The 23,036-nt window shown below is 45.8% G+C and carries 15 protein-coding genes; all 15 read right to left on the minus strand.

Translation table 11 applies throughout. From position 1 onward, the window contains the following. Positions 1-50: 50 nt before the first annotated feature. On the minus strand, positions 51-1,340 hold the full coding sequence (locus D9Y29_RS03875; RefSeq protein WP_127125197.1) for a MutS-related protein: 1,290 nt from the start codon (positions 1,338-1,340) through the stop codon (positions 51-53). Between the two features lie 21 nt (positions 1,341-1,361). After that, the gene (locus D9Y29_RS03880) at positions 1,362-3,677 is read right to left on the minus strand and encodes an ABC transporter permease subunit (RefSeq protein WP_127125199.1); all 2,316 of its coding nucleotides are present in this window, start codon (positions 3,675-3,677) and stop codon (positions 1,362-1,364) included. 14 nt (positions 3,678-3,691) lie between these two features. Further along, positions 3,692-4,612 carry an ABC transporter ATP-binding protein gene (locus D9Y29_RS03885; RefSeq protein ID WP_127125201.1) on the minus strand — a complete coding sequence of 307 codons (921 nt, stop codon included), beginning with the start codon at positions 4,610-4,612 and terminating at the stop codon, positions 3,692-3,694. 37 nt (positions 4,613-4,649) lie between these two features. After that, positions 4,650-5,429 carry a DUF4397 domain-containing protein gene (locus D9Y29_RS03890; RefSeq protein ID WP_127125203.1) on the minus strand — a complete coding sequence of 260 codons (780 nt, stop codon included), beginning with the start codon at positions 5,427-5,429 and terminating at the stop codon, positions 4,650-4,652. A gap of 37 nt (positions 5,430-5,466) precedes the next feature. Continuing rightward, positions 5,467-6,921 carry a RagB/SusD family nutrient uptake outer membrane protein gene (locus D9Y29_RS03895; RefSeq protein WP_164735247.1) on the minus strand — a complete coding sequence of 485 codons (1,455 nt, stop codon included), beginning with the start codon at positions 6,919-6,921 and terminating at the stop codon, positions 5,467-5,469. A gap of 10 nt (positions 6,922-6,931) precedes the next feature. Further along, complete coding sequence (locus D9Y29_RS03900) at positions 6,932-10,318, minus strand: SusC/RagA family TonB-linked outer membrane protein (protein ID WP_164735248.1); 3,387 nt, start codon at positions 10,316-10,318, stop codon at positions 6,932-6,934. Positions 10,319-10,596: 278 nt separating this feature from the next. Continuing rightward, positions 10,597-11,805, minus strand: a complete 1,209-nt coding sequence (locus D9Y29_RS03905) for a FecR family protein (protein WP_127125209.1) — start codon at positions 11,803-11,805, stop codon at positions 10,597-10,599. A 69-nt stretch (positions 11,806-11,874) separates the two neighbouring features. After that, positions 11,875-12,486: an RNA polymerase sigma factor gene (locus tag D9Y29_RS03910; RefSeq protein WP_127125211.1), complete on the minus strand. Its 612-nt coding sequence runs from the start codon at positions 12,484-12,486 to the stop codon at positions 11,875-11,877. A 143-nt stretch (positions 12,487-12,629) separates the two neighbouring features. Beyond that, positions 12,630-12,839, minus strand: coding sequence for a hypothetical protein (locus tag D9Y29_RS03915; protein WP_127125213.1), 210 nt, complete (start codon positions 12,837-12,839; stop codon positions 12,630-12,632). A 122-nt stretch (positions 12,840-12,961) separates the two neighbouring features. Then, positions 12,962-14,443, minus strand: coding sequence for a S41 family peptidase (locus D9Y29_RS03920; RefSeq protein ID WP_127125215.1), 1,482 nt, complete (start codon positions 14,441-14,443; stop codon positions 12,962-12,964). Between the two features lie 307 nt (positions 14,444-14,750). Then, positions 14,751-17,060: an ABC transporter permease subunit gene (locus D9Y29_RS03925; RefSeq protein WP_127125217.1), complete on the minus strand. Its 2,310-nt coding sequence runs from the start codon at positions 17,058-17,060 to the stop codon at positions 14,751-14,753. A gap of 51 nt (positions 17,061-17,111) precedes the next feature. Then, on the minus strand, positions 17,112-18,428 hold the full coding sequence (locus D9Y29_RS03930; protein ID WP_127125219.1) for a MutS-related protein: 1,317 nt from the start codon (positions 18,426-18,428) through the stop codon (positions 17,112-17,114). An 11-nt stretch (positions 18,429-18,439) separates the two neighbouring features. Beyond that, the gene (locus tag D9Y29_RS03935) at positions 18,440-19,732 is read right to left on the minus strand and encodes a MutS-related protein (protein WP_127125221.1); all 1,293 of its coding nucleotides are present in this window, start codon (positions 19,730-19,732) and stop codon (positions 18,440-18,442) included. A 33-nt stretch (positions 19,733-19,765) separates the two neighbouring features. Beyond that, complete coding sequence (locus D9Y29_RS03940; RefSeq protein WP_127125223.1) at positions 19,766-22,093, minus strand: ABC transporter permease subunit; 2,328 nt, start codon at positions 22,091-22,093, stop codon at positions 19,766-19,768. An 11-nt stretch (positions 22,094-22,104) separates the two neighbouring features. Further along, positions 22,105-23,025 (minus strand): ABC transporter ATP-binding protein, encoded by a 921-nt coding sequence (locus tag D9Y29_RS03945; RefSeq protein WP_127125225.1) that lies wholly within the window; start codon positions 23,023-23,025, stop codon positions 22,105-22,107. Positions 23,026-23,036: the final 11 nt, after the last annotated feature.

Below are 23,036 nucleotides of genomic sequence, written 5' to 3' on the forward strand. Positions count from 1 at the left end.
ATAGAAGTCACTCGCCGGGAGGCGAGCGACTGGTTACACGCTGACTATTATCATTTCCTTTTTCCATTGGCCAGGGTTTCCAGGATGCCTTCATTGCGAATGATGATCATACCATGCCGGTCATCGGTAATCCCTTCTTCCAACGTGTACGTATATTCGGGAATGTTCCCTTTCATTCTCGTAGGCAAATAATGGAACCCGATATTCGCTTTTTGTTTCAGCTCATCGCCCGCTTCCACTATATGGGATGAAATGAGGAACAGGCTCGTTTTTTTACCCGCAAATGCATGCGTGATGGCAACAGTGCCCTCATGTGCATCTTTTACATTCGTTCCCCTGAAAAGCTCATCAAACAATACGAACAAGGATTTACCGGCTCCCAGTTCCGCAGCCACTTTCCTTACACGCAGCACTTCTGCATAGAAATGCGATGCGCCAATGCCCAGGTTATCAGGCAGGTTGATGGTAGTGAATACGCCATCCATAACGGAAAAATCCAACCGCTTTGCTGCCACGGGGAACCCCATATGCGCCACATATACGGCCGTACTGAAAGCGCGGAGGAAAGTAGACTTCCCCGCCATATTGGCCCCAGTAAGAAAAACCACAGATTTACCGGCATGCATATGAAGATCATTCGCCACAGGATCTTTCAGTTCAGGATGGTACACGCCTTCCACTTTCAATATATTGCTGCCTTTAGGATGTACTTCGGGAAAAACGAATCGCCGTTTATTGGCTACCAGAGCCACGGAGATGAATACATCCAGGTCATACACGAAACTCAAGACCTTCATTACTTTCTCCCGTTCTTTCATGCGTATCAGGATATCGAAGGCAGTAATGGCCCCGAAAGAAAGTCGGCTCTCTGGCTTCTCCCTGAAAACAGGTTCCAGGGCCGGCTCCCGGAACAATATCAGCATCTGCGCTCTTTCTTCCTGCAGCTTTTCCACTCTTACAATATCACCATATTCAAGAAATGATCTTACAGCGTGCAGGAGGCTGATGAAAGCTGTTACGCCATTGCTGATCTCCTTTTCACCTAGCGCAGCTTTCATGGAAGCGGATGGATCTTCCTGGTGTGAGATATACTTTTCAACACTGTCCAGCAGGGCAGCATCAAAAGGGAATTTTGTTCCGGCCGAAGCAAATGCAGCAATGATGTGCAGCCTCTTCCGGATGGCTTCCAGGTCAGACAATGGATTCCTGAACATCTGTTCCAGCAGCAGTTCCCCTCCCCGTGTGGAAGTATTGTTGTAGATATCGTAAATACCTGTTATTTCCCTTTTGGCAAAAAGTCTGAGGTCCTCGATGGTTTGATCGTCCGTTTGAAGGAACATGAGCGGTTGATTTTTGATTGATTATTTCCTTTTTCTGCGCACCAGCAACAGGATAGCTGCCAGCAATATGGCGCCGGAGATCCCGAACACATAGATCCTGAACATCCACTTCGCCTGGTTGGGTGTTAAGGTCAAGTGCAGATCCTTTGCCAATGGCTTGTTGGCATAAGGAGGATATTCATTATTCAGCGTATAGCTATAGGTGGCAAGACCGATATGGTACAGATCGTTCAGCATCCGCTGGTAACTCATGAAGTCGGCATCCCCTGCCACGATAATCCTTTGTTCTTTTCCGTTGATATTACGGGTAAGTGCATACGCAGTTATGTATTCAGGTTTCCTGGTATCCCCTTCGGCGGCTGAAAATAGTGGAGCAGCCGAGTCCACTACCAGTTTTCCGTTCTCAATCCATGTTTCTTCATCGCCCGGTAATGTGATGATGGGCGTTGCCGTGAATCCCTTCATGGGTGAGAAGTTGAGGCTGATCAGGCCATCATGTATAACCTGTCCGCCTCTGAGGCCATAATCCTGGAAAAGCTGCATACTCTCTTCCTTTGCGATATAGTTACCGGCTTTGGTAAGTTTTGCGTTGAAGAGTATGGGCGTTTCGTGTTTATTGGGACGAACCACAATACCATTATCAGCCTGTATACCGATCTCTTTCAGTACAGGCGCAAGGATATCCTGCTTGCCAGGTTCGGTATAGATGATGGTATTACCCCCCTTATCGATCCATGAAATGATCTTCTCCTGTTCAGCCTGGCTGTATGCAGATTTGGGATTGGCCACTACCAGTACATCCATGTTTGGAAGCGGGCCTGTCAGGGAGAGAGAATCCACTGTCACTCCTTTATTGATCAGGCTATGTCTCCTTTCTTTACTGGCGGTATGTATGAAATAATCATAGGCGGTATGATTGAATGCGTTGCGCTCGTAATGCCCGGCCGCAAAATACACTTTCACCACTTTCTCCCTCGTGAGCTGCATAATGGCTGCAGCAACATGTTCCTGGTCGGGCCAAACCGCAGGGTCCTTGTAGGTCCTGAGGAATGTTTTCTTTCCTTTGTATTCCAGTTGCATCACCAGTAAATTCATTTCATCGCCCAGATCGATCTGTTTTCTTATTTCAGCGGGAGATTTGAAGATGGAAGTACGGATGCCAAGGATATCCGCCTGGATGGCTGCAATTTCATGAATGGTTTTACCGGGATAGCGGCGGAAGAATGTACTATCGCCATCCATCACATCGTAGTAATATTCATAATTCAACCTGATATTGGGATAGAACCTGATATACTGCCCCCAGTACCACATAGCATAATTGGTGCGCGCCTGTGGCAAGCCGTACCCGGCATTGCTTCCCAGCAGGTTTGTATACAATGTAACAGTTAATTCGGAACCATCCATTCTTTTAATGGCATCCTGCACCACAGGATGAATGGTGTTCTTTTTATTGTCTGTAACATCCAGGTAACCGATCCATTTGGGCTTTGCGCTGATATATCCAACAAGGATAACCGCCAGGGTGAGTATAGCATACCTTGAAATGAGCTTAGCCCTGTTGCCCGTCTGCCGGGTACTGTCCAGTTTGATGATCGTGTAACCAACAAAGAGCACCATGATCAACAGGAAATAGATCACATCACGGCTGGTGATCAAACCGTTCAGCAAGAGGGTAGCTTTTCCTGCCAGTGAAAGCACGAAGCTGATCTCACGCACCAGGTTGTACTGTTGTCCGATCCTGGTTAGACTGGCCAGCAAGAAGAACACCGCAAATGTGAGGATCGCTGCAACGATCTGATAATTGGTAAGACTGGAAAGAAACAGACCGATGGCTGCAAAGGCATTCATCAACAGGAAGAATGCCAGTAAAATGGAGAAAGCCCTGTACGTATCCGATTTATCGATATTGAAAGAAAGGGAAAACAATACAAATGCCAGTATACAAATAATGAACAGATTGAAAACTACCATGCCCAGATATTTGCCCAGTACTATTTCCCTGGTGGTAACAGGAGAAGAGTACAGCAATTTATTGGTCCCATTCACCACTTCCCTGTTGATGAGCCCCATGGTCAGTAAAGGAATGAACAGGAAAATATAGTCAAGGATCTTTGACATGGTCATTTTGAAAATATGATCTTCAATACCGCCAATAAATCCTTTCCAATCGGGATCGAGTTGAGCAGCCACATCCTGGAAGGTGGCGAATTTTTCCATCGATACAGTAACGATGGCGGCGCTTGTGATATAGAACGCCAGCAACACCAGCCAGGCGATCGGCGAATAGAAAAGCGTTCTCAGCTCGGCACGGGCGATCTTATTAATGATTTTCATGAGTGGCTACAGAGTTAAGCTAGTTGAGACAATTGTTTGAACACATCATCCAGCATTGATTTTTCGAGATTGATCTCGATCAGTCTCCAGTTGTTTTGCATGCTGGCGGCAATAATCGATTCCGTTATACTGTTGTTGTTGCTGAACCAGATCCTCACCTGTTTGTCTGTCAGGAACTGTACCTTGCTGATACCGGATACCTGTTGCAGATCGCTTTCGGAAGGCATGTTCTCAAATCTTGCCAATACAGAATCCGGTTGGATATAGTTGTTGAAAGATTCCATTGAATCGGAGAACACCATTCTGCCGCTTTCGATCATGATGATATCGCGGCAAAGCAGGTTGATCTCGGAAAGCACATGCGAGCTCAATAAGATGGTGTGGTCCTGTGCAATTTCCTTGATGAGTTTTCTTGCTTCGATGATCTGGTTGGGATCGAGGCCATTGGTGGGTTCGTCCAGTATTACGATACTGGGTTTATGAATGATGGCCTGTGCAATGCCCACGCGTTGCCGGTATCCACCGGAAAGATTTTTGATCAGCCTGGAACTGAAATGAGTGATCCCTACCCTGTCCATCACTTCAGCCACAGATCTTTTTACCTGCCTGGTTTCTATAAAACGCAGATCGGCTGTATAGGTGAGATATTCATTCACGGTAAAATCGCTGTACAATGGCGGTGTTTGCGGAAGAAAGCCCAAATATTTTTTTGCAAGTTTGGGTTGCTCTCTTTTATTGACGCCATTGATGTATACATCACCTTCAGTCTGGTTCAATACGCCGCAGATGATATTCATGGTAGTTGATTTGCCGGCTCCATTGGAACCGAGCAAACCGATAACTCCATTTTGGCTGATCTCGAAATTGATATCACGGATAGCCCAGGCAGCAGCATACCTGTGAGAGAGTTTCTCCACTTTCAATACTGTACTCATATGTTTAACGGTAAATAGTTATTCGATAGATAGAAAATTATCGGCTTATATGCGGCATAGCGATGATCGATTGCTGGTTGTTGCCGGTTCCCTGCGGAACCCCTGTGAATACAAGGGTTACAGGTTTGAATACCCAGGAATTATAATTCAGGAAAGCAAAGTCCCATGGTGGTGTCAAATAGGTGGCCAGTATAGTGCCGGTGTTTTTGTCCCTGATCTCGAACTCCTGCCGGCCGATGGTCATGCTCAGTGGCAGTGTTTGAAAACCGGAAAGGGATTTGAAAGGCAGTTCCTGTACAAAGGAACCATCAGGCTCTCCTTTCAGGTTCACGCTGATGGGAGCGCCATCACTCATATTGGCAAAGCGGATAAAACTTGTACTGTCTGTATAGTTGAGGACCGGATACTGGTCTTCCTGCAGCAGGTAACCTGCGCTCAGCTTGTCGCCATAGATGAACAGGGAATAGATCTTTCCTGGTTGCAGGTCCAGCTTTGCACTGACGAGTGGCGTATTGTGCGGCATGGTATCGGGAATGGCAAACAGGTTGAGGGTTTGGGGAAGTTCGTGCAGGTACAGGTTGTTATACCTGGAGAAGATCTTATTATCCAACATCAGGCCTGAACGATAAGACGCGAGCGGTTTTCCTGACAGGTTCACATACAACTGTATCTTATCATTGAGCGCATTGTACAGTTGAACGGTAGCTGGATTGCCTTCACCGGGATTATCTTTTTTGCAGGAGCTGCCGGCTGTTGCCAACAACAGCAGCAAACCTGCTATGAATGTATTTTTATATCGGGCTATGATAATTGTCATTGATTTTTTCTTTAAATGAATTATGAACAGGGATTTTCTACCTGGCATCATATTCGGGATTCTGCAGAAGTTTTGAATTCAATTTGATCTCTTCTGAAGGCACCGGGTACAGGAGCTGATAATTTCCCCACCAGGGTTGTTTGTAGCTGATTGCAGGCAATACGGTGGCTGCTTTTCCTGTTCTTTTCAGGTCGAACCATCGATGGCCCCATTCGAAGAAGAGCTCCACCCTGCGTTCCTGTTCGATGGCTGCTTTTACCTGGTCTGAGTTTAACTGGTAATCCAGCTTGCCCAGTCCGGCCCTTTCCCTCAACACATTCAGATCATCGATGGCATCGTTCTTTGCAGCTGCATTGCCAAGCAATCTGGCTTCAGCCCTGATAAGGTACATTTCTGCCAGCCTCATCACCGTATAGCTGGTGATGCCTTCATTGTGCTTATACTTGTTAGAGCTGTATACACCGGATGCATCGGTTGTCCAGTGGAGCTTTCTTTTATCGGTAGCTTCAAAAGCATTCATGAGCTGTTGACTGATCCGGTATTCAGGTTGTATGATGTCTCCGGTTGTCCATATATGATAGGTCTTCAACGCTTCCGGGGTGGTGCCGGCAAAATTAGGCACTTCGGTTGTGGGTTTCAGTTGGAAGATGGCTTCACTGCTGTTGGCCTTGAAAACATTGTTGAGGTCTGGTTCGATATAGAACTGCGCAGGTCGGTTGATCAGCTCCGAAGCGCTGCCGGCAGCCAGCTGATGCTCCCCGGTATACAGGTAAACACGGGCCAGCAGGGCTTCCGCCACCCAGCGGTTCACTCTCACGCGTTCATTCTTTCCCACTGAAAAATCCTGGTTCAGCAAAGGTTTCGCCCTGATGAGATCGGTCTTCATCTGTTCATATACCTGGGCAACAGGTGTTCTTTGCATGGCACCATTCTTTACATAATCAGAGCTAAGTACCAGCGGAACATCGCCAAAGAAATTCACCAGGTAGAAATAACTGAAGGCTCTCAATACCAGGGCTTCGCCCAGCAATTGCTTCTTAACGGAATCTGCCAGCAAAGTGGAGGTAGAGGCTTCGAGGCCTTCTATGGCGGCAGTTGCATCGTACACTACTTTATAGGCAGTAGCCCATAGTATGTCTGAGCTTGCACTATTAACGAGGGTGAGTTTATTTTGAAAGGCAGCCGTAGAGGAACCTGCATCGATGGTGGCCGGTATCATTTCATCGGCAGAGAGACCACCCATGATAGTGGAAAGACCAGCAGAAAAACTGCGCTCCGCAATATCGGCTATCTGTATATAGTTCTCACCGCCATTGATCATTTTGGAATAGATACTGGCAATGGCCCATTCCGCCTGTTTATTGGTAGAAAAAATCTCTGTGGTGGTCAGTGAATCGATCGGCGGCGCTACTTCCAGTAGTTTCTTGCAACTGCTGAACAAAAAGAGGGAAGCCGCTATGACTATATGTGAAGGATTGATTCTTTTTAGCATCGCCGTTGATTTAGAAATTGATTGAAATGGTAGTGGAGATTGTCCTTGGAATAGGGATAGCATTATAGGCACTGACAATGGTTGGATCGATGCCCGGATAGGCAGAAACAGTAAACAGGTTCTGCGTCTGGATAGCGAGCTGTGCATCTTTCATTTTCATTTTTTTGGTCCACGCCTGCGGTAATTGCCAGGAAAGCGCCAGATTGGTCATGCGCATGAATGCCCCATTCACATAATAAGCATTGGAAGACCTGATAGGCCCCAGGTCACCGGATGTATATTTCGGGTATTTGACCTGGTCTCCTGGTTGCCGCCAGTGATTGCTCTTCACCTCTTCAGGAAGAACGGAATTTGTCATACCCCCCAGTGTAGTGGTCAGGTAAGGATCAGGCCTGTACCTGTTCATGAATTCGAAACTGGTGAACAGGTAAAGCGACTTGTAATTGATATTGATGCCGAAACCTCCGGTATATTTAGGCTGCGTTTCAATGGCAATATATCGGTCATCAATATCCGATAACGGGAAACGGTTTCCTGTAGCCGTTATCCTTCCGTCTTTGTTCCGGTCTTCAAAAGTATACATGCCGGTCATTGGGTCGATGCCGATGTAATTCAGTACAAACTCTGTACTGGTTGAATATCCTTTCCTGATCATTCCATTGTAGGATGAGCTTTCAAGCTTGGGGAAATCCAGTAATTTATTCCTGTTCCGGGCGATATTGAAATTGATGTTGAGCCCCCATTCTTTTGTATCGATCAACCTGGCCCTCAGGTCCAGTTCAATTCCGCTGTTGCGGACCTCAGCCTGCCAGTTGGAAAGCGCTTTGGAAAACCCGGTATACACAGGTGTAGGAATGGTGGACAGTTGGTCTTTGGTAAGATTGCTATAGTATACGAAGTCAACATTGACCCTGTTATCCCAGAAGCCGGTATGAAGAGCGAGCTCGGATTTACTGGTAGATTCCCACTGGAATTGCTGGTTCAGGGGGCTGATCACATGGAAGCTTTCCGTACCGTTATAGCTGAAAATCTGCCTGAAATCGCCAGGAAGCTCTCTTCCCCACCTGGAGAGATATTCATAATCGCCGATAGCATCATTTCCGGTAATGCCATAGCTGCCTCTGAATTTAAGGAAGCTCATCCAGGAAGGAAGCAATTGCTTCATCCATTTTTCGTCGGATGCGATCCAGGCCATTCCCACGGAACCGAAATTGCCGAACTGCTTACCGGGGCCAAAGCGGGAAGAACCGTCCCTTCTTGCACTCAGGTTGATGATGTACTTATTGTCCCAGGCATATCGAATGATAGTAGAAGCAGAAATATATTTATACTCCTTCAATCTTTCAGTAAAGGTTTTGCTGAGCGCATTGTTATAGCTTTTCATCATGGCATCATTGGGGAACATCATGCCAATGATGTTTTCACTGCTGGTGACCACTGATTGCATATTCGCGATCAGTTGCACAGAAAGGTTTCCTTTACCGATGAAAGTATTGTATTGCAACTGGGGTTCTACTTGCCAGTTCTTATTGGTAGTATTTCCGTAGAAAGCCATGGAGTAAGCGAAATATGCCGGGTCCATAGTGGATTCAGGATCATATTTGGCATTCTTGTTTTGGGCAAACTGATAACCTGCGTTGGCAGAAATATTCAGGCCCTTGATGATCTCATATTTCAGGTTGATATTGCTTTGCAGGGAGAAGGTATTGCTCTCGCTTGGCTTCCTGAGATTGGCAAATGCGGAGGGGAACTGGCTTGAAGTACGACCGCGATAGGGAACGAAATTGAATTCACCTTTTGAATCGAAAATATCCGGAGCATTGGGCGACATAGTCCCTAAACCGGTTGCATTGAAAGCATTCACGTTGGTTATGGCCAGGTTATTGCTGATGGAGAATTCGAATTTCCTGTCGAGACTGGAATGGCCGAAAGTTGTTCTCAAACCTGCCCGCTCATTTATGCCACCATTGTTCATGATCTCTTTCTGTGTAGTATAATTGGCCATGATGCCGTAGTTCATCTGCAGATTACCTCCACTTACACTGGCATCGATAGTGGTTACGGAACCGGTTCCCACAAACTCTCGCTGCCAGTCGGTATACTTCTCAGGGTCCCATCGCTTGAGATCAGGTGCATTGAATTCGTCCGGCACTATGCCATCATTCTTCAATGCCTCTCTTCTTACTGCGAGGTATTCTTCCGTATTCATAAGTTTGGGGTATCGCTCAAGCATTTTGATACCCTGGTTCACCCGGAGGTTGAAACGTGCAGGGCCTGGCTTTCCTCTTTTGGTAGTGATGAGGATAACGCCGTTGGCGCCCCTGGATCCGTAGATGGCAGTGGCATCGGCGTCTTTGAGGATATCGATACTTTCAATATCCCGCGGATTGATACTGAGCAGTGGATTCTCTCCGATGGTATTGGTGAATCCTGCCTGTACCGATCCCGTTGTCAGTGGCATGGTGAACTGTGAAGCATTGAGGGTGGTCATCGGAATACCATCGATCACATAGAGCGGATCGGCGATGGCATTGGGATTGATGCTGTTCCTGCCGCGGATGGTTACCTGCACTGGCGATGCAGCATTGCCCGAAACAGGGTTGATGATCACGCCCGGCACTTTGCCGATCAGGGCATCCAGCGCGGTCATTACCGGTTGCCGCTCGATCTCATCGGCTCTTACTGTTCCAATATTTCCGGTGGCGAGTCTTCTGCTGGTTTTACCGTAGGCGGTGATCTGCGTTTCATCCAGGATGCTTTCTGCTTTCTTCATAACAATATACAGACTAACGGTACCGGGTATGGTATTATCCAGGGATATCGATCCGCCCTTCAGTCTGGTAACTTCATAACCCTCCCTTTTTTTGATCAGTTGGGCTTCCACCATTTCATAACCTACCATTGTGATCTGTACAATAGGATCGTTTACATCGGTTTTCACCTGGAATACTCCCCTGCCGTCTGTAATGGCGCCATGGCCTGATTGCTTCACCCGGATGGAGGCGCCACTCAGCAGTTCACCGTCCTTGCTTCGCAGTATGCCTTTAATGATCAGCGAGGGCGCTGGAATTTGAAAAAGGTCAGGCACAATTGGTATTACTTCCGCCTTTGGGCTTAGATAAATAGTATTGAACTTGATGGAGTATTGCAGCGGCTGGTCTTTCAGTACCAGCTCCAGTAATTCAGTTACGGGAACATTGTGCACTGTAATAGAGACAGGTTTCGCGTTTTTCAGAAAACTCTCATTGGAAAAAACAACGAAATCCGTTTGTTTCTCGATAGCATCGAACACCTGTTTCAGGGTGATCGATTTTCCGGAGAGGCTCACATTCTGGGCTACCAGGTTCCCGTGAGCCTGGAAGAGAGCGGCAGTCAGTAAAAATATAGCCAGTTTCATGACTAAAATTTTGGTGAATCGTCGCTGCCATTTATACGCTCCCGGAGACGGTTTACCAGTTTGATATCGGAATGGTTGAGGGAATAAATGATCAGCGAACTCAAAAGCAGTTTTTGTCATACCTTTGGGCAAGTTAGTTGTGAAATAAAATGATACCAGTCAGATTATGATCAACTTTACTGTAGCCGGGAGTGGAGCAAACACTTCCGGTTTTTTTATTGATCATGCCTTCATTGAAAAAGAATAATCGATACGCGTTGTTTTGGTGAATGAAAGGGTTATTGTTTAACGATGAGTTTTCTTCCTTCGATTACAAATTTCACTTTCGATTTATCCAGCACTTCCAGGACGTCGTTCAACGGAAGTTGTTTCCCGATCTTTCCGTAGAACTTCATTTCAGGTGGTGCACCTTCATACACAACTTCGATATTGTACCATCTTTCCAGTTCCTTCATCACTTCCACAAGGCCGGACCCTTCAAAATTGAAAAGTCCCTTTTTCCAGGCGGTGACCTTCTCTGTATTCACATCGTTGTTCACAGTAATTGCCTGTACACCATTGCCGGAAAGCGCCACAATAGCCTGCTGGCCCGGTTTGAGCACTGCTTCCCTTGCATTACCGGAAGGCAGGTTACGGGCTTTGGCAGTAACCTTTACCAGTCCGTTGATGAGGGTTGTCTTGATATTTTCTTCATTCGGATAAGCGTTCACGTTAAAGGAAGTGCCCAGTACTTCGATGGTTGCATTGTTGCCTGCGCTCACAATGAAAGGCTGGTGCTGATTTTTCGCCACATCGAAATAAGCCTCCCCTATTACCATTACCGTTCTCGTACTGCCTTTGAAGTTGGTCGGATATTTTATCGAGCTTGCTGCATTGAGCCAAACCATTGTACCATCGGGCAGTGAAAACTGGAATTGTTTTCCCGTTGGTGTGGTCATGGTATTGAATTCCTCCTGTCCCTCCTTTCCTTCCTGCGGGCGATAGCTCATGGTTCCATTATCTACCAGTATATCACTTCCGTTCTGCTCGGCGATCAACCCATTCGTTGCCGTATCGATCACTACCTGTGTTCCATTGGCCAGTGTGAGCACAGCCCCTTCCGAGCCGGGTTTGATCACAGCAATTTGTTTTTCCGGCGCTGTAGTCCGTCTATTTTCCGGCAGCAGAAAATACAGAACGGAGAGCGCTGCTATTACCAGTACGGCAGCAACAGCCGTTAAACGGAAGAAGCGCATCCGTGTCAGTTTGCCGGTGTTTGTTTGCCCTGTTTTATCAACCGCGACGGCCCTTTTGAAGACTTCGTCCCATTCAGGCGTCTCCGGATCAAAGGCTTCCAGGTGGGCTTTCCTGTTTGTAAACTGTTCCAGGCGTGCAATCACCTGTCCGGAATGATCATTCCGGATCGCATCCAGCAATTCGTTCCAATCTTCTTCTTTTGCCGAATCCCCGGACAGTTTATTCAATAAAAGATCAATCCTGTGTTCCAAGAGAATAAAGTTTAGTAAAGAGTGAGGAAAGGTTTATACTGATACGTACCCTGTGAAAGAAAGCAGTACCTATTGATTTGAAAAAAAACAGAGAATAAATACCGGAATGGAAATTCCGTGTGCCAGCAGGTGTTCCCGGATGCTGGCCAGTGAACGTGTCAATGAGTTCTTGACGGTCTGTTCGGAAATGCCGAGAGCAGCGGCGATCTCGCTTATTTTAAGATGCTGATCGCGGCTGAGTATATAGATCTTCCTGGCTTTTTCAGGCAGTAGCACTACTGCTTCCCTGATGAGGCGGGTGGTTTCATTGAAATCAAGTTGCTCCCAAACAGTATTTGAATTGTCTGTTGGATTGGATGCCTTCAAACCTGATTGCAATTTTTCCTGGTTCTTTTGGCTCCTGAGCCATTTGTAGGATAAGAAATAAGTGACCTGGAAAAGCCAGTTACGCGGAAGTTCCACTGCCGTGAGTTTGTCCCTGGAGATCCAGATCTGGATGAATACTTCCTGAATGATATCTTTGGTAGCGGTGTCTGAATGAACAACGCTTTTGATGGCGGAGCCTAACTCAGGAAGGAATTTATTGAAGAGTTGTCTGAAAGCAGCTTCATCACCTGCTGCCACAAGGGCAAAGAGATCTTTGTTATCGAATTCCTGGTATGTAGAAGCGCTTCGGGTCATGATCCACCAAAATCCGGAAGCATACAATGAGTTTTCCGGTACGAATGTGCATGGGTTGAGTTAATAAATGCAAGAATATACTTTTTTGACAGTATTCCGGGATTTTATGGAAAAACTTTTCGAATGCCGAAAGGGCACTTCATTCAATCTGCTAACGGATCGCTGGCTTCCGTATTCCTGGATTGGATCTTAGCGATATCCTTCAGCCATTTGAACTGGCTGCTGTTTAGTTTTTTCAATTGTTTCTTATCGAAATTTCTAATACTTTCTATGAAAGCTTTCTGTTTATCGTTCAGCGTCCCTGCTTCCAGGGCTTTGATGGCCTCCTGCTGGAGTAATTCAACATTAGTCATGATGCCCCAAAGATACGCCCTTTATCAGAAGACTTCACAATAAAGCAAAAGGGCAGCAACGCGCTGCCCTTTGCATCTTTTCAAACATTCAAGAACAATACAACAAGAGAGACGGATTATTATTATTTACCCTGTTTGATCAGCTCCATGGTGTAGCTTAATTCAGGGTCCTGTGTTTGCTGCAGGTAAGTAATGAATTTATCCATCGGTACTTCTTTATCAGGCATAATACCACGGCCATTGTCTTTTTGAGAATTGAAGAAATACAATTCAGACATAGGCACTGTAAGCACAGATTTTGTTTTGGGAAGTGTATAGGTCAGGAACCAGGCTGCTGTAGTGGCATTTTCGCCGCTGCCTGTTTCTTTACCGATCACCAGACCGCGTTTGTTCTTCTGTACCAGCGAAGCAAAATAGGTAGCTGCGGAAACAGTACCACCGCCTGCAAGCACATAGATCTCTCCTTTGAACGCATCTTTATCAGGAGGGAAATTCTCCAGTTGCCCTTCTTTCAAACGGGCATTGCCAACATAGAAGCCTGTAGCGCTGTCGAGGTCAAAACGCTGATACAGGAATTGTTTGTTGTTGCGGATATCTTCATCGCTCATCTTCCTGCCCTGCGTGGTGGCATGCTCGGGATAGAAAACATCGATATTCTTCGTCCTGTAATTGTACACGTTCTGGAATGCCTTAGGGGCCATGAAAGAGAAGAGCAGCGCAGAGATGGCAGGGTTGCCGCCTCCATTGTTGCGGATATCGATGATCACGTTCTTGTATCCACGCTTGTTCACTTCCTTGAAGAAGGAGCTGAACTCTTTATAGGCATAGGACTCCTGCAGGTTGAAGGAATTCACGGTGAGTGTTCCTGTTTTATTTTCGTCGTCATAGCTGCCATAGATCCAGTAAGAGCGGGCCAGCTGGTTCACAGGCAATACGGCCTGGTTGCTGGCATGCACGCCGGGAGAAGCCAGCAGAGAAGCCACCGTGATCTTTTTGGAGCCTTTGCTTTTGCCATCTGCATACTCGATATCATAGCTTTTCGCATAGGGGGTGCGCAGACTGAAAGTTGTCTGGAAATTTCCAGCTACCCTGTCTGTTCCGGTAGTGATAAAACCATCGCTGTAGGCGGCAGAGCTAAGGGATTCGATGATCGATTTGGCGGACTGCTTGTTGATGCTGAGGATCTCAGTACCGAAAGGCAGTTCAGAGCCTTTGATATTCACCAGGATCTTTCCTCTTTCGATCACAACGGGAAAAGGAAAGAAACGCAGGTTGCTGATCATATCACGGTTATTATCTGCAGAGAACTGCATATTGGTATGCACATCCCTTACCAGCTGGATGGGTGAATACTGGAGAATGGAAAAAACATTGTCTTCTTTTTCCGCCAGCTTCATCAGGGAGTCCACTTTTCTATCGTAATCGGCAGAGTCGATGAACTTGAAAGGGTTGGGATGTTGTTTTTTGAGGATGTCCATCGCCAGGCGGTAGTCGGAGATCAGGTCCTCTTTTTTGAGCTCAGGCAGCTCCTTGATCTGGGCAGTACTGTTAAGGCCATACACAGCCAGCAAGGCTGTGAAGCCTGTTTTGGAAATAAATTTCATAGCTAATACTTAATTGAGGGCGTTTTTGTTTTTCTGTTTAGTTCGGTTCTAGTTTTTATCGTTCATGGATGTAGTTTGAAAGTGGCCGCAATATACGACCCAATTCGTACATCGATCTGTTATAAAGACATTAAAATGGCGGAAAAGGGTGGGGTATCTGAAAAAAAAGCTCTGTTTTATTTAAAGGTGCATTGAATGTCCATAAGAGCCCGGCTAAAGTGCCTTATGTACACATATTGGAAACCAAGAAAAAGAAGGCACCTGCAATTACTGAAGTGCCTTCCTGATGAGCATTGTTTTTCAGGTTTTACTTTCTCTTTCTTCTTATTAATATAATAGTTCCCGTCAGCAGCAATAATCCCGGGATACCATACACGTAAATATACCAAAGGACTTTTGCCGGATTCTTTCCGATATTAAGCCGGATATCTTTGTGATATATATTATTGATATAGACCGGGTATTCATTATATACGAGCCAACTGTACAACCCCAGAACTATCCCGTGGGGGTGGCCTGCCGACAGATCTGCATCACTCAACACTATCAATCTTTGCTCTTTGTTATTGATCATCCTCGTCAGCTTTACGCCCAAAACGTAACTGTTTTTCCGGTAATCCCCTTCTCCGCTGTTAAAAGTTGGTTTCGCCGAGTCCGCCACAAACACGCCCCTTTCCATCCATACATCTTCGCCGCCTGGCATTTCATAGATCGGCTCAACCTTGAAGCCATTGGTGTCTTTGAAGCTGATATCGCATGTAGTGATAAAAGAAGTTCTGCGAATGCCACCAAACAGGTGCAACGCATCCTGAATAGCCGGAGCCCTGGCTAAACTGGTGCCTGTTTTATTCAGGAAACCGGAAACTACATTCGCTGGTCTGGTAGGATGCGGACTTACCAATATACCATCTTCCAGGTGAACACCTATCTGGTTGAGCAAAGGGTTCAGAATATGTTGCTTACCTGGTTCACCATAGATGATTGCATTTCCTCCATTATCGATGTATTGAAGGATCTTCTGTTGTTCAACAGCTTCCAGACCCGACCTGGGATCAGCAACCACCAGTATCTTTGTATTGGTTGGAATATCATTGTTCAATATTGAAATGGTATCTGCTTCCATTCCATTATTGGTCATTGCCGCCTCGTCCACCTGATGATTTGTGATGCCACCATATTCTCTTTCCCCGTTTCTCCAGGGGCTACGTTCATAATGGCCGGTCGTAAACAATACTTTTGGAAAATTGTCCCTGGTCAATTTCCGGATACTGGCCGATACATTGAATTGCCTGGGAAAGGGCCCACCGTCGATGGTTCTCAATAAACATTTATTCCCTTTGTATTCCAGTTCCATCAATAACCTCATCTCATCTTCCTTATCAAGATTGATCAGTGAATCGATCTCTCCTGGTTTTCTGAAATCAGTCAGATCAACCTGGAAAATCCTTGCAAATTGTTTGGCTATCTGGTGAATACTTTTATTGGGATATGATTTATAGAAAGTACTGTCTCCCTTTTTGAAATCATAATAATATTCGTACTTGAATCTGATATTGGGATAAAAGCGAAAATACTGTTCCCAGAAGCCCCATATATAATTATTTCTTGCTACCGGAATACCGTAGCTGCCAGCCGGCCCGAGCAGGTTTGTATACAGTGTAACCGTAAGCGGGGAACCGTCTAATTCTTTCAGCACCTGCTGCGTGGCTGTATCGATCGTATTTAATTTTTGCCGGGTAACATCGTAGTAGCCAACGTAACCAGGCCTGGCGGAAAAATATCCCAGCGTTAAAACAACGAAGATCAGCAGGCAATACCTCGAGCATGAAACGGTCCATTTCTTCGACTCCTGCTTGCTTTTCAGCTTGATGATGGCCAGTCCGATGAAAAGGATGATCACCAGGGAGAAATATAAAATCTCCCTGGTTGTGATCAGGCCAGCTACCATCCAGTCGATTCTGCCGGCCAGCGAGAGAAACCAGGTGATATCCCTCATAAAATCGTACTCCTGCAACATTTTTCCGACCATATTCAAAAAGATGAAGACTACGAAGGTGGCAATCCCCGCCACTATCTGGTAATTGGTAATGGTGGATATAAATAGTCCGATTGCCATGTAGGCACTGGTCAACAAAAAGAAGCCCAGCAATATCGAACAGTACCACGCGAATTCCGCATGAAGGATGGTGAAGTAACCGGTGAAAAGCAGCAGCGCAATGGACAACAATAAGGCAATGTTGAAAAAGGTCAGGCCCAGGAATTTGCCCAACACAATTTCTCTTATGCCTACTGGTGAAGAGTTCAGCAACTTCATGGTACCTCCATTCACTTCCCGGTTGATCGAATCCATTGTGATCAGGGGAATGAAAAGGAAAAGATACTGATACATGTTCCGAATAGACTCACTGAACATCCTTAAAGTGAGGGGCCCGGGAAGAAAGCCTTCCCAGTTGGGATTATTGATTTCCTGTAGTTCCTGTGTCACTGCCATATGCATCAGCGGGGTGGCAAACTGCGTACCACTGATCACGAAAAACACTACGATGGTGAGCCAGGCTACAGGAGAATAGAACAGGGTTCTAAGTTCTGCCCTTGCAATTTTGAAAATTATTTTCATCAGATTATTTTGTTACAATCATTAATTGGGTTTGTTGTGGTATGCCATGTATCAGGTTCCGATCAGTTCAATGATGCCTTCATTATTGATGATCATCATACCCTGCCGGTCTTCTGTGATGCCGTCTTTCAAACGGTAAGTATATTTCGGCATCCCGCCTTCCAGCAGGGTGGGCATAAATTTGAATTGAATGTTCCGTCTGCCTTTCAATGCTTCTCCTACCTCGATGATATGGGTGCTGACGATGAACAGGCAATTCGAATATTCCGAAAATGCCTCCGTCACAGCCAGTGTGCCATCGTAAGCATCTTTTACATTAGTGCCCTTGAACAGTTCATCGAACATCAGCAATAGATGTTTCCCGGTACAGGTAGCATCAGCCGCTGTATTTACGCGCACCACTTCCGCATAAAAATGGCTGTACCCCAGGGCGATATTATCAGCTACGTTGATACTCGAATAAATTCCTTCCCTGATTGAAAATTCCATCCAGTCCGCAGCTACCGGAAAACCAATATGAGCGAGGTATACCGAGATACCAATCGTTTTCATCCAGGTAGATTTGCCGGCCATATTTGCGCCGGTGAGAAAGATCACATTGGATTGCTGCTGCATTCCTATTTCATTACCCACAGCCTTGTTGATACAAGGATGCCTGAGATTCCTGGCCTGTAAAGTATTGGCTTGTTTGGGAAGAGCGCTGGCCCATGTTAGACCATGCCTGTCGGCAACCTGGCCGATGGAGATATTTACATCCAGCTCTGCGATAAAATGCAGCACTGATGTGATCTCCTGATTGAATGTATGTTTAAGCAGGTGATCATATACTGCAATTTTCCGTACGGAGATATTGGAATAAATATCAGTTTCAATCAGGGAAGCCAGCTGGCCATTATGCACAATGGCCCGGATCTCCTGGTTGCGATATTGAAATGGTCCTCCCATCGTGTGCAGCAGCTCCACTATTCCCAAACATTTTTTCAGGGTCATGATGGTTGCCTGCATCCCCTGGATCAGACTTTTATACCGTTCATCGCGGGTGAGTGCAGACAAAGTTTTTTTCATCAGTATACCAGCGTAATTGCTGATCCTGTTTTTACTGCTGCTGGTATCTATGTACTCATGCATCTGCGCAACCTGCAGTGGATCAAAAACCCATTGCAGGTCTGCCTCCTGAAAGAAACGGAATATGGCAGCCCGCTGATTGATCTGTTGTTCGTCTGTCAGCGGATGCTTGAACATCTGATCCAGCAGTTGTTCCCCGCCTCTTGTTTTCACCTGGTTGAACAGTGAATACACGGATCCCTGTTTGAACTTTCCCAGGAGGTTCAGCTCGTCCAGCGATTGCCTGTCTATTGTGAAATTCATCTTTTTTAATTTTAACCGGCGTTCCTGCGGCCGTTTTTCAATTTTTCGAGAATGCCTTCATTTCGGATGATGATCATACCATGCCGGTCATCGGTAATGCCTTCTTCTAACGTATAGGTATATTCGGGTACTGTACCTTTCATGCGGGTTGGCAGGTAATGGAATCCGATATTTGATTGCTGCTTCAGCTCCTCTCCTGCTTCCACAATATGTGATGAAATAAGGAAGAGGCTGTTTTGTTTTCCGGCAAAAGCTTTGGTGACGGCTACCGTTCCTTCATGGGCATCTTTTACATTGGTTCCCCTGAACAATTCATCGAAGAGAACAAACAAAGATTTACCGGCGCCCAACTCGGTGGCAACTTTCTTTACGCGGAGCACTTCTGCATAAAAATGACTGGCGCCAATGCCTAAATTATCCGGCAGATTGATAGTGGTCAATACCCCATCCATTACAGAGAATTCCAGCGCCTTCGCTGCTACAGGGAATCCCATATGCGCAATGTAAACAGCCGTGCTGAATGAACGGAGAAAGGTAGACTTCCCCGCCATGTTCGCTCCCGTGAGAAAAACAACGGATTTACCCGCGTGCATGTGCAGGTCATTCGCCACCGGATTTTTCAGCTCCGGATGATACACTCCTTCCACTTTTAATACATTGCTGCCTTTGGGATGCGCGATAGGGAAAACGAATTGTCTTTTGGTAGCTACCTGCGCTACAGATATGTAAACATCCAGCATATATATGAAATGGAGCAAAGTCATTATCCTTTCGCGCTCCTTCATACGCAACAGCACATCAAAAGCAGTCATGGCTCCGAAACTCAGTCTGCTACCGGTTTTTTCCCGGAAGATGGGTTCCAGTGCAGCATGCAGGAGCAATTCAAGAATATCATTTCTTTCTTCAGCTAATTCCGGTATCCGAATGATCGACCCTTTCTCCAGGAAATCCTTTAGCGTATGGAGGAGTTCGATCAATGCAGTAACGCCCGCGCTGATCTCCTTTTCACCCAGTGTTATTTTTTGTGTATCCTTTGAATCTTCCTGCATAATATATTTTTCAACATTATCCAGTAAGGAAGAATTGAAAGGAAATGCAGTATTCAATCTTGCAAAATCCGATATGATGGCTGATCGTTTCGTAATGGCTTCCAGGGTTGCCAGGGGATTGCGGAACATGGTCTCCAGCAGCATTTCGCCCCCGCGGGTGGAAGTATTGTTGTAGATATCATAGATACCGGAACGTTCTCTTTTGGCAAATAGCCTCAGGTCTTCAATGGTTTGATCATCCGTTAGAAGAAACATGGTTAGAATGAATTATGGGTAACTGTTAGATGCTTATTTTCTTTTCCTGCGAACCAGCAAAACGATGGCTGCCGATAACAATATCCCTGAACCTAGATAGGTAAATAAGATGTTTAGCAGTTTTGCCTCTTTATGCGTAATGATCAGGTGTCTGTCTTCGGCTAACGGAAAATTGTCGTAGATGGGATATTTATTATAGAGTGTCCAGCTATACGCGGCAACGCCGATACCTGGGTCCGTTCTTCTATACATCGACATAAAATCTGCATCACCGGCAACAATGATCCTTTGTTCTTTATTGCCGATCTTGCGCCACAATTTCAACCCAATTACATATGCTGTTTTCCTCAGGTCGCCTTCAGCCGCGGAATATACCGGCGTGGCTGAATCCATTACCAGTGAACCTTTTTCAATCCAAATATTATCATTACCTGATTGTGCTATTATCGGCTCGATGGTAAATCCGTTGATCTCCTTATAACTGAGGTTTACAGCACCTTCAGTTTTTACTTTGGCAGTGGCGAAACCATATCGCTGAAACTTTTCCATCGCTTCTTCCTTGGCCAGATAATTTCCTGCTTTGTTCAGCATCGTTTCAAACAGGTGGGGACTTTCATGTTTGTCTGGTCGGACAATCATGCCTTCATCAGGATATACTCCAATGGTTTGGAGAATAGGAGCAAGCATTTGCTGTTTCCTGGTATCTGTATAGAAGATAGCGTTACCGCCGTTATTGAGGTATTGAATGATCTTATTTTGCTCTTCTGGAAGATAATCCGTTTTGGGATCTGCCACTACCAGGAGGTTCAGGTTGGAAGGAATATCCTGGTGCCTCAGTGAAATTGTATCGCAATCCACCCCTTCATTGATCAGCGCCATGGTGTTTAATTTTAGACCGGTATGCCAGCTATATTCCCTGAAAGCAGGTATCAATGGATTTCTTTCATAATGACCCGTTACAAAAGCCAGCCGTACATCTTCCTTCCTGGTCAGTCTTTTGAATGCAGCAGCGAAATGATTGTGAAATGGCCATGGGTTACCGGGATTCTCATACGTTCTCAGGAATTCTTTTTTTCCTTTGTATTCAAGCTGCATCACCAGGCGTTTGTATTCAGGCTCCAGGTTGATCATCTTTCTGATCTCAGGTGGAGTTTTGAACATAGACAGGCTGACGTCAAGCATTTCAGCTTCGATGGCTGCAATTTCCTCCAGGGTTTTACCCGGATATTTTTTGTAATATCCACTGTCGCCCTCTCTCAGATCATAATAGTATTCATACCTGAGCCTGATATTAGGATAGAACCTCACAAAGGGTTCCCATACTTCCCATACATACCGGTTGCGTAATCTGGGCATGCCATGTACGGTAGTGGCCTTCCCGCCGAGCAGGTTTGAGTACAATGTAACGGTGAGCGGAGAACCATCCAGTTCCCTGACTGTTTCCAAAACTGCCGGGTGAAGGGTGTTCGTTTGGCGGTTGGTCACATCTAAATAGGCGATATGACCAGGTCTGGAGCTGAAGTATCCTATTGTGATGATAATGATGGTAAGCGTTGTATAATGGAGAACATTTACCATCCTGCTTTTGGGTTGCTGGGTATTCCTTAATCTGATCATGGCATAGCCAAGGAAGAGAACAATTACCAGTATGAAGTAGATGACATCCCTGCTGGTGATCAACCCTCTCATTAAATTAGCTGCTTTTTGCGGCAGGGCCAGGTAGTACGTAATATCACGGATCAGATCATATTGCTGCCAGATCCCGGATACCACAGAGAGCAGGTAAAATACCGCGAATGTGATCACAGCAGCTACGATCTGGTAGGAAGTGAGGCAGGAGATGAACAGACCAATGGCTGCATAGGTATTTATCAGCAGGAAATAACCGAGTAATACAGAGATCAGTAGCCAACTATATTCAGGTTGCTCAATTGCCAAACAGGAAGCAACCATGAAAATGGCCACGATCAAGATCAATAATATATTGAAGAGCATTATCCCCAGGTATTTGCCGGTAATGATCTCCCTGGTAGTAACGGGAGATGAATACAGCAATTTGATGGTACCATTGCTCATTTCCCGGTTCACGATCCCCATCGTAAGAAGGGGAATAAAAAGAAAGAAATACTTTTCTACAAAAAATGCAATATTGGAAGCCACATCTACACTCAGTCCTCTGGGAAATCCAAACCAGTTTGATTCCAGTTCAAGCATGGCTTCCTGAATAGTGGAATATCCTACCATACTTTTGCCAAATGCCATCGCCAGACTGAAATAGAACAAGCATACTACAAACCAGGCGATCGGAGAAAAGAATAGCGTTCTCAACTCGGCTTTCGCAATCTTCATTATTATTTTCATCGATGCCTGATTTAGGAATTTTGTGATAATTGTTTGAACACATCATCCAGCATGGACCTTTCCAGGTTGATCTCTGTGAGTTTCCAGTTATGCTGCATACTGGCTGCAATGATGGACTCCGATATCGAGTTGTTGTCACTGAAGTAGATCCTGCATTGTTTATCCGACAGCAGCTGTACTTTAGTAACGCCGGATATTTTCAGCAACTCGGATTCCTGCGGCAGGTTTTCCATTCTCACCAGTACTGCACTGGGTTGTATATAATTGTTGAATGATTCCATGGAATCGGAGAATACCATCCTGCCGCCTTCGATCATGATGATGTCGCGGCAGAGCAGGTTGATCTCAGACAATACGTGTGAGCTTAATAAGATGGTATGGTCCTGCGCAATCTCCCTGATCAGTTTCCTGGCTTCGATGATCTGATTGGGATCGAGGCCCGTGGTGGGCTCATCCAGGATCACGATGCCGGGTTTGTGAATGATGGCTTGTGCAATTCCTACGCGCTGCTTGTAACCACCGGAGAGGTTCTTGATAAGCCTCGAACTGAAATGGCTGATGCCGGTTCTGTCCATTACTTCTGCCACTGCTTTTTTTACCTGCATTTTTTCAATGAAACGCAGATCGGCCGTATAAGTGAGGTATTCATTCACGGTAAAATCTGTGTACAGCGGCGCTGTCTGCGGAAGAAAGCCCAGTTGCTTTTTGGCAAGTTTGGGCTCTTCTCTTTTATTGATGCCATTGATGTACACGTCTCCTTCTGTTTGATTCAACACACCACAAATGATATTCATGGTGGTGGATTTGCCGGCTCCATTGGAGCCTAACAATCCGATCACTCCATTTTGGCTGATCTCGAAGTTGATATCACGGATAGCCCAGGCAGTAGCATACCTGTGGGAGAGTTTCTCCACTTTTAATACGATGCTCATATGTTATTTGG

The sequence above is a fragment of the Pseudoflavitalea rhizosphaerae genome (genome assembly GCF_003991355.1).
Taxonomy (GTDB): Bacteria; Bacteroidota; Bacteroidia; order Chitinophagales; family Chitinophagaceae; genus Pseudobacter; species Pseudobacter rhizosphaerae.

Coding starts and splice junctions, on each gene's coding strand:
- D9Y29_RS03875 (WP_127125197.1), bottom strand. CDS start 1,340: ATGTTCCTTCAAACGGACGATCAAACCATCGAGGACCTCAGACTTTTT.
- D9Y29_RS03880 (WP_127125199.1), bottom strand. CDS start 3,677: ATGAAAATCATTAATAAGATCGCCCGTGCCGAGCTGAGAACGCTTTTC.
- D9Y29_RS03885 (WP_127125201.1), bottom strand. CDS start 4,612: ATGAGTACAGTATTGAAAGTGGAGAAACTCTCTCACAGGTATGCTGCT.
- D9Y29_RS03890 (WP_127125203.1), bottom strand. CDS start 5,429: ATGACAATTATCATAGCCCGATATAAAAATACATTCATAGCAGGTTTG.
- D9Y29_RS03895 (WP_164735247.1), bottom strand. CDS start 6,921: ATGCTAAAAAGAATCAATCCTTCACATATAGTCATAGCGGCTTCCCTC.
- D9Y29_RS03900 (WP_164735248.1), bottom strand. CDS start 10,318: ATGAAACTGGCTATATTTTTACTGACTGCCGCTCTCTTCCAGGCTCAC.
- D9Y29_RS03910 (WP_127125211.1), bottom strand. CDS start 12,486: ATGACCCGAAGCGCTTCTACATACCAGGAATTCGATAACAAAGATCTC.
- D9Y29_RS03915 (WP_127125213.1), bottom strand. CDS start 12,839: ATGACTAATGTTGAATTACTCCAGCAGGAGGCCATCAAAGCCCTGGAA.
- D9Y29_RS03920 (WP_127125215.1), bottom strand. CDS start 14,443: ATGAAATTTATTTCCAAAACAGGCTTCACAGCCTTGCTGGCTGTGTAT.
- D9Y29_RS03925 (WP_127125217.1), bottom strand. CDS start 17,060: ATGAAAATAATTTTCAAAATTGCAAGGGCAGAACTTAGAACCCTGTTC.
- D9Y29_RS03930 (WP_127125219.1), bottom strand. CDS start 18,428: ATGAATTTCACAATAGACAGGCAATCGCTGGACGAGCTGAACCTCCTG.
- D9Y29_RS03935 (WP_127125221.1), bottom strand. CDS start 19,732: ATGTTTCTTCTAACGGATGATCAAACCATTGAAGACCTGAGGCTATTT.
- D9Y29_RS03940 (WP_127125223.1), bottom strand. CDS start 22,093: ATGAAAATAATAATGAAGATTGCGAAAGCCGAGTTGAGAACGCTATTC.
- D9Y29_RS03945 (WP_127125225.1), bottom strand. CDS start 23,025: ATGAGCATCGTATTAAAAGTGGAGAAACTCTCCCACAGGTATGCTACT.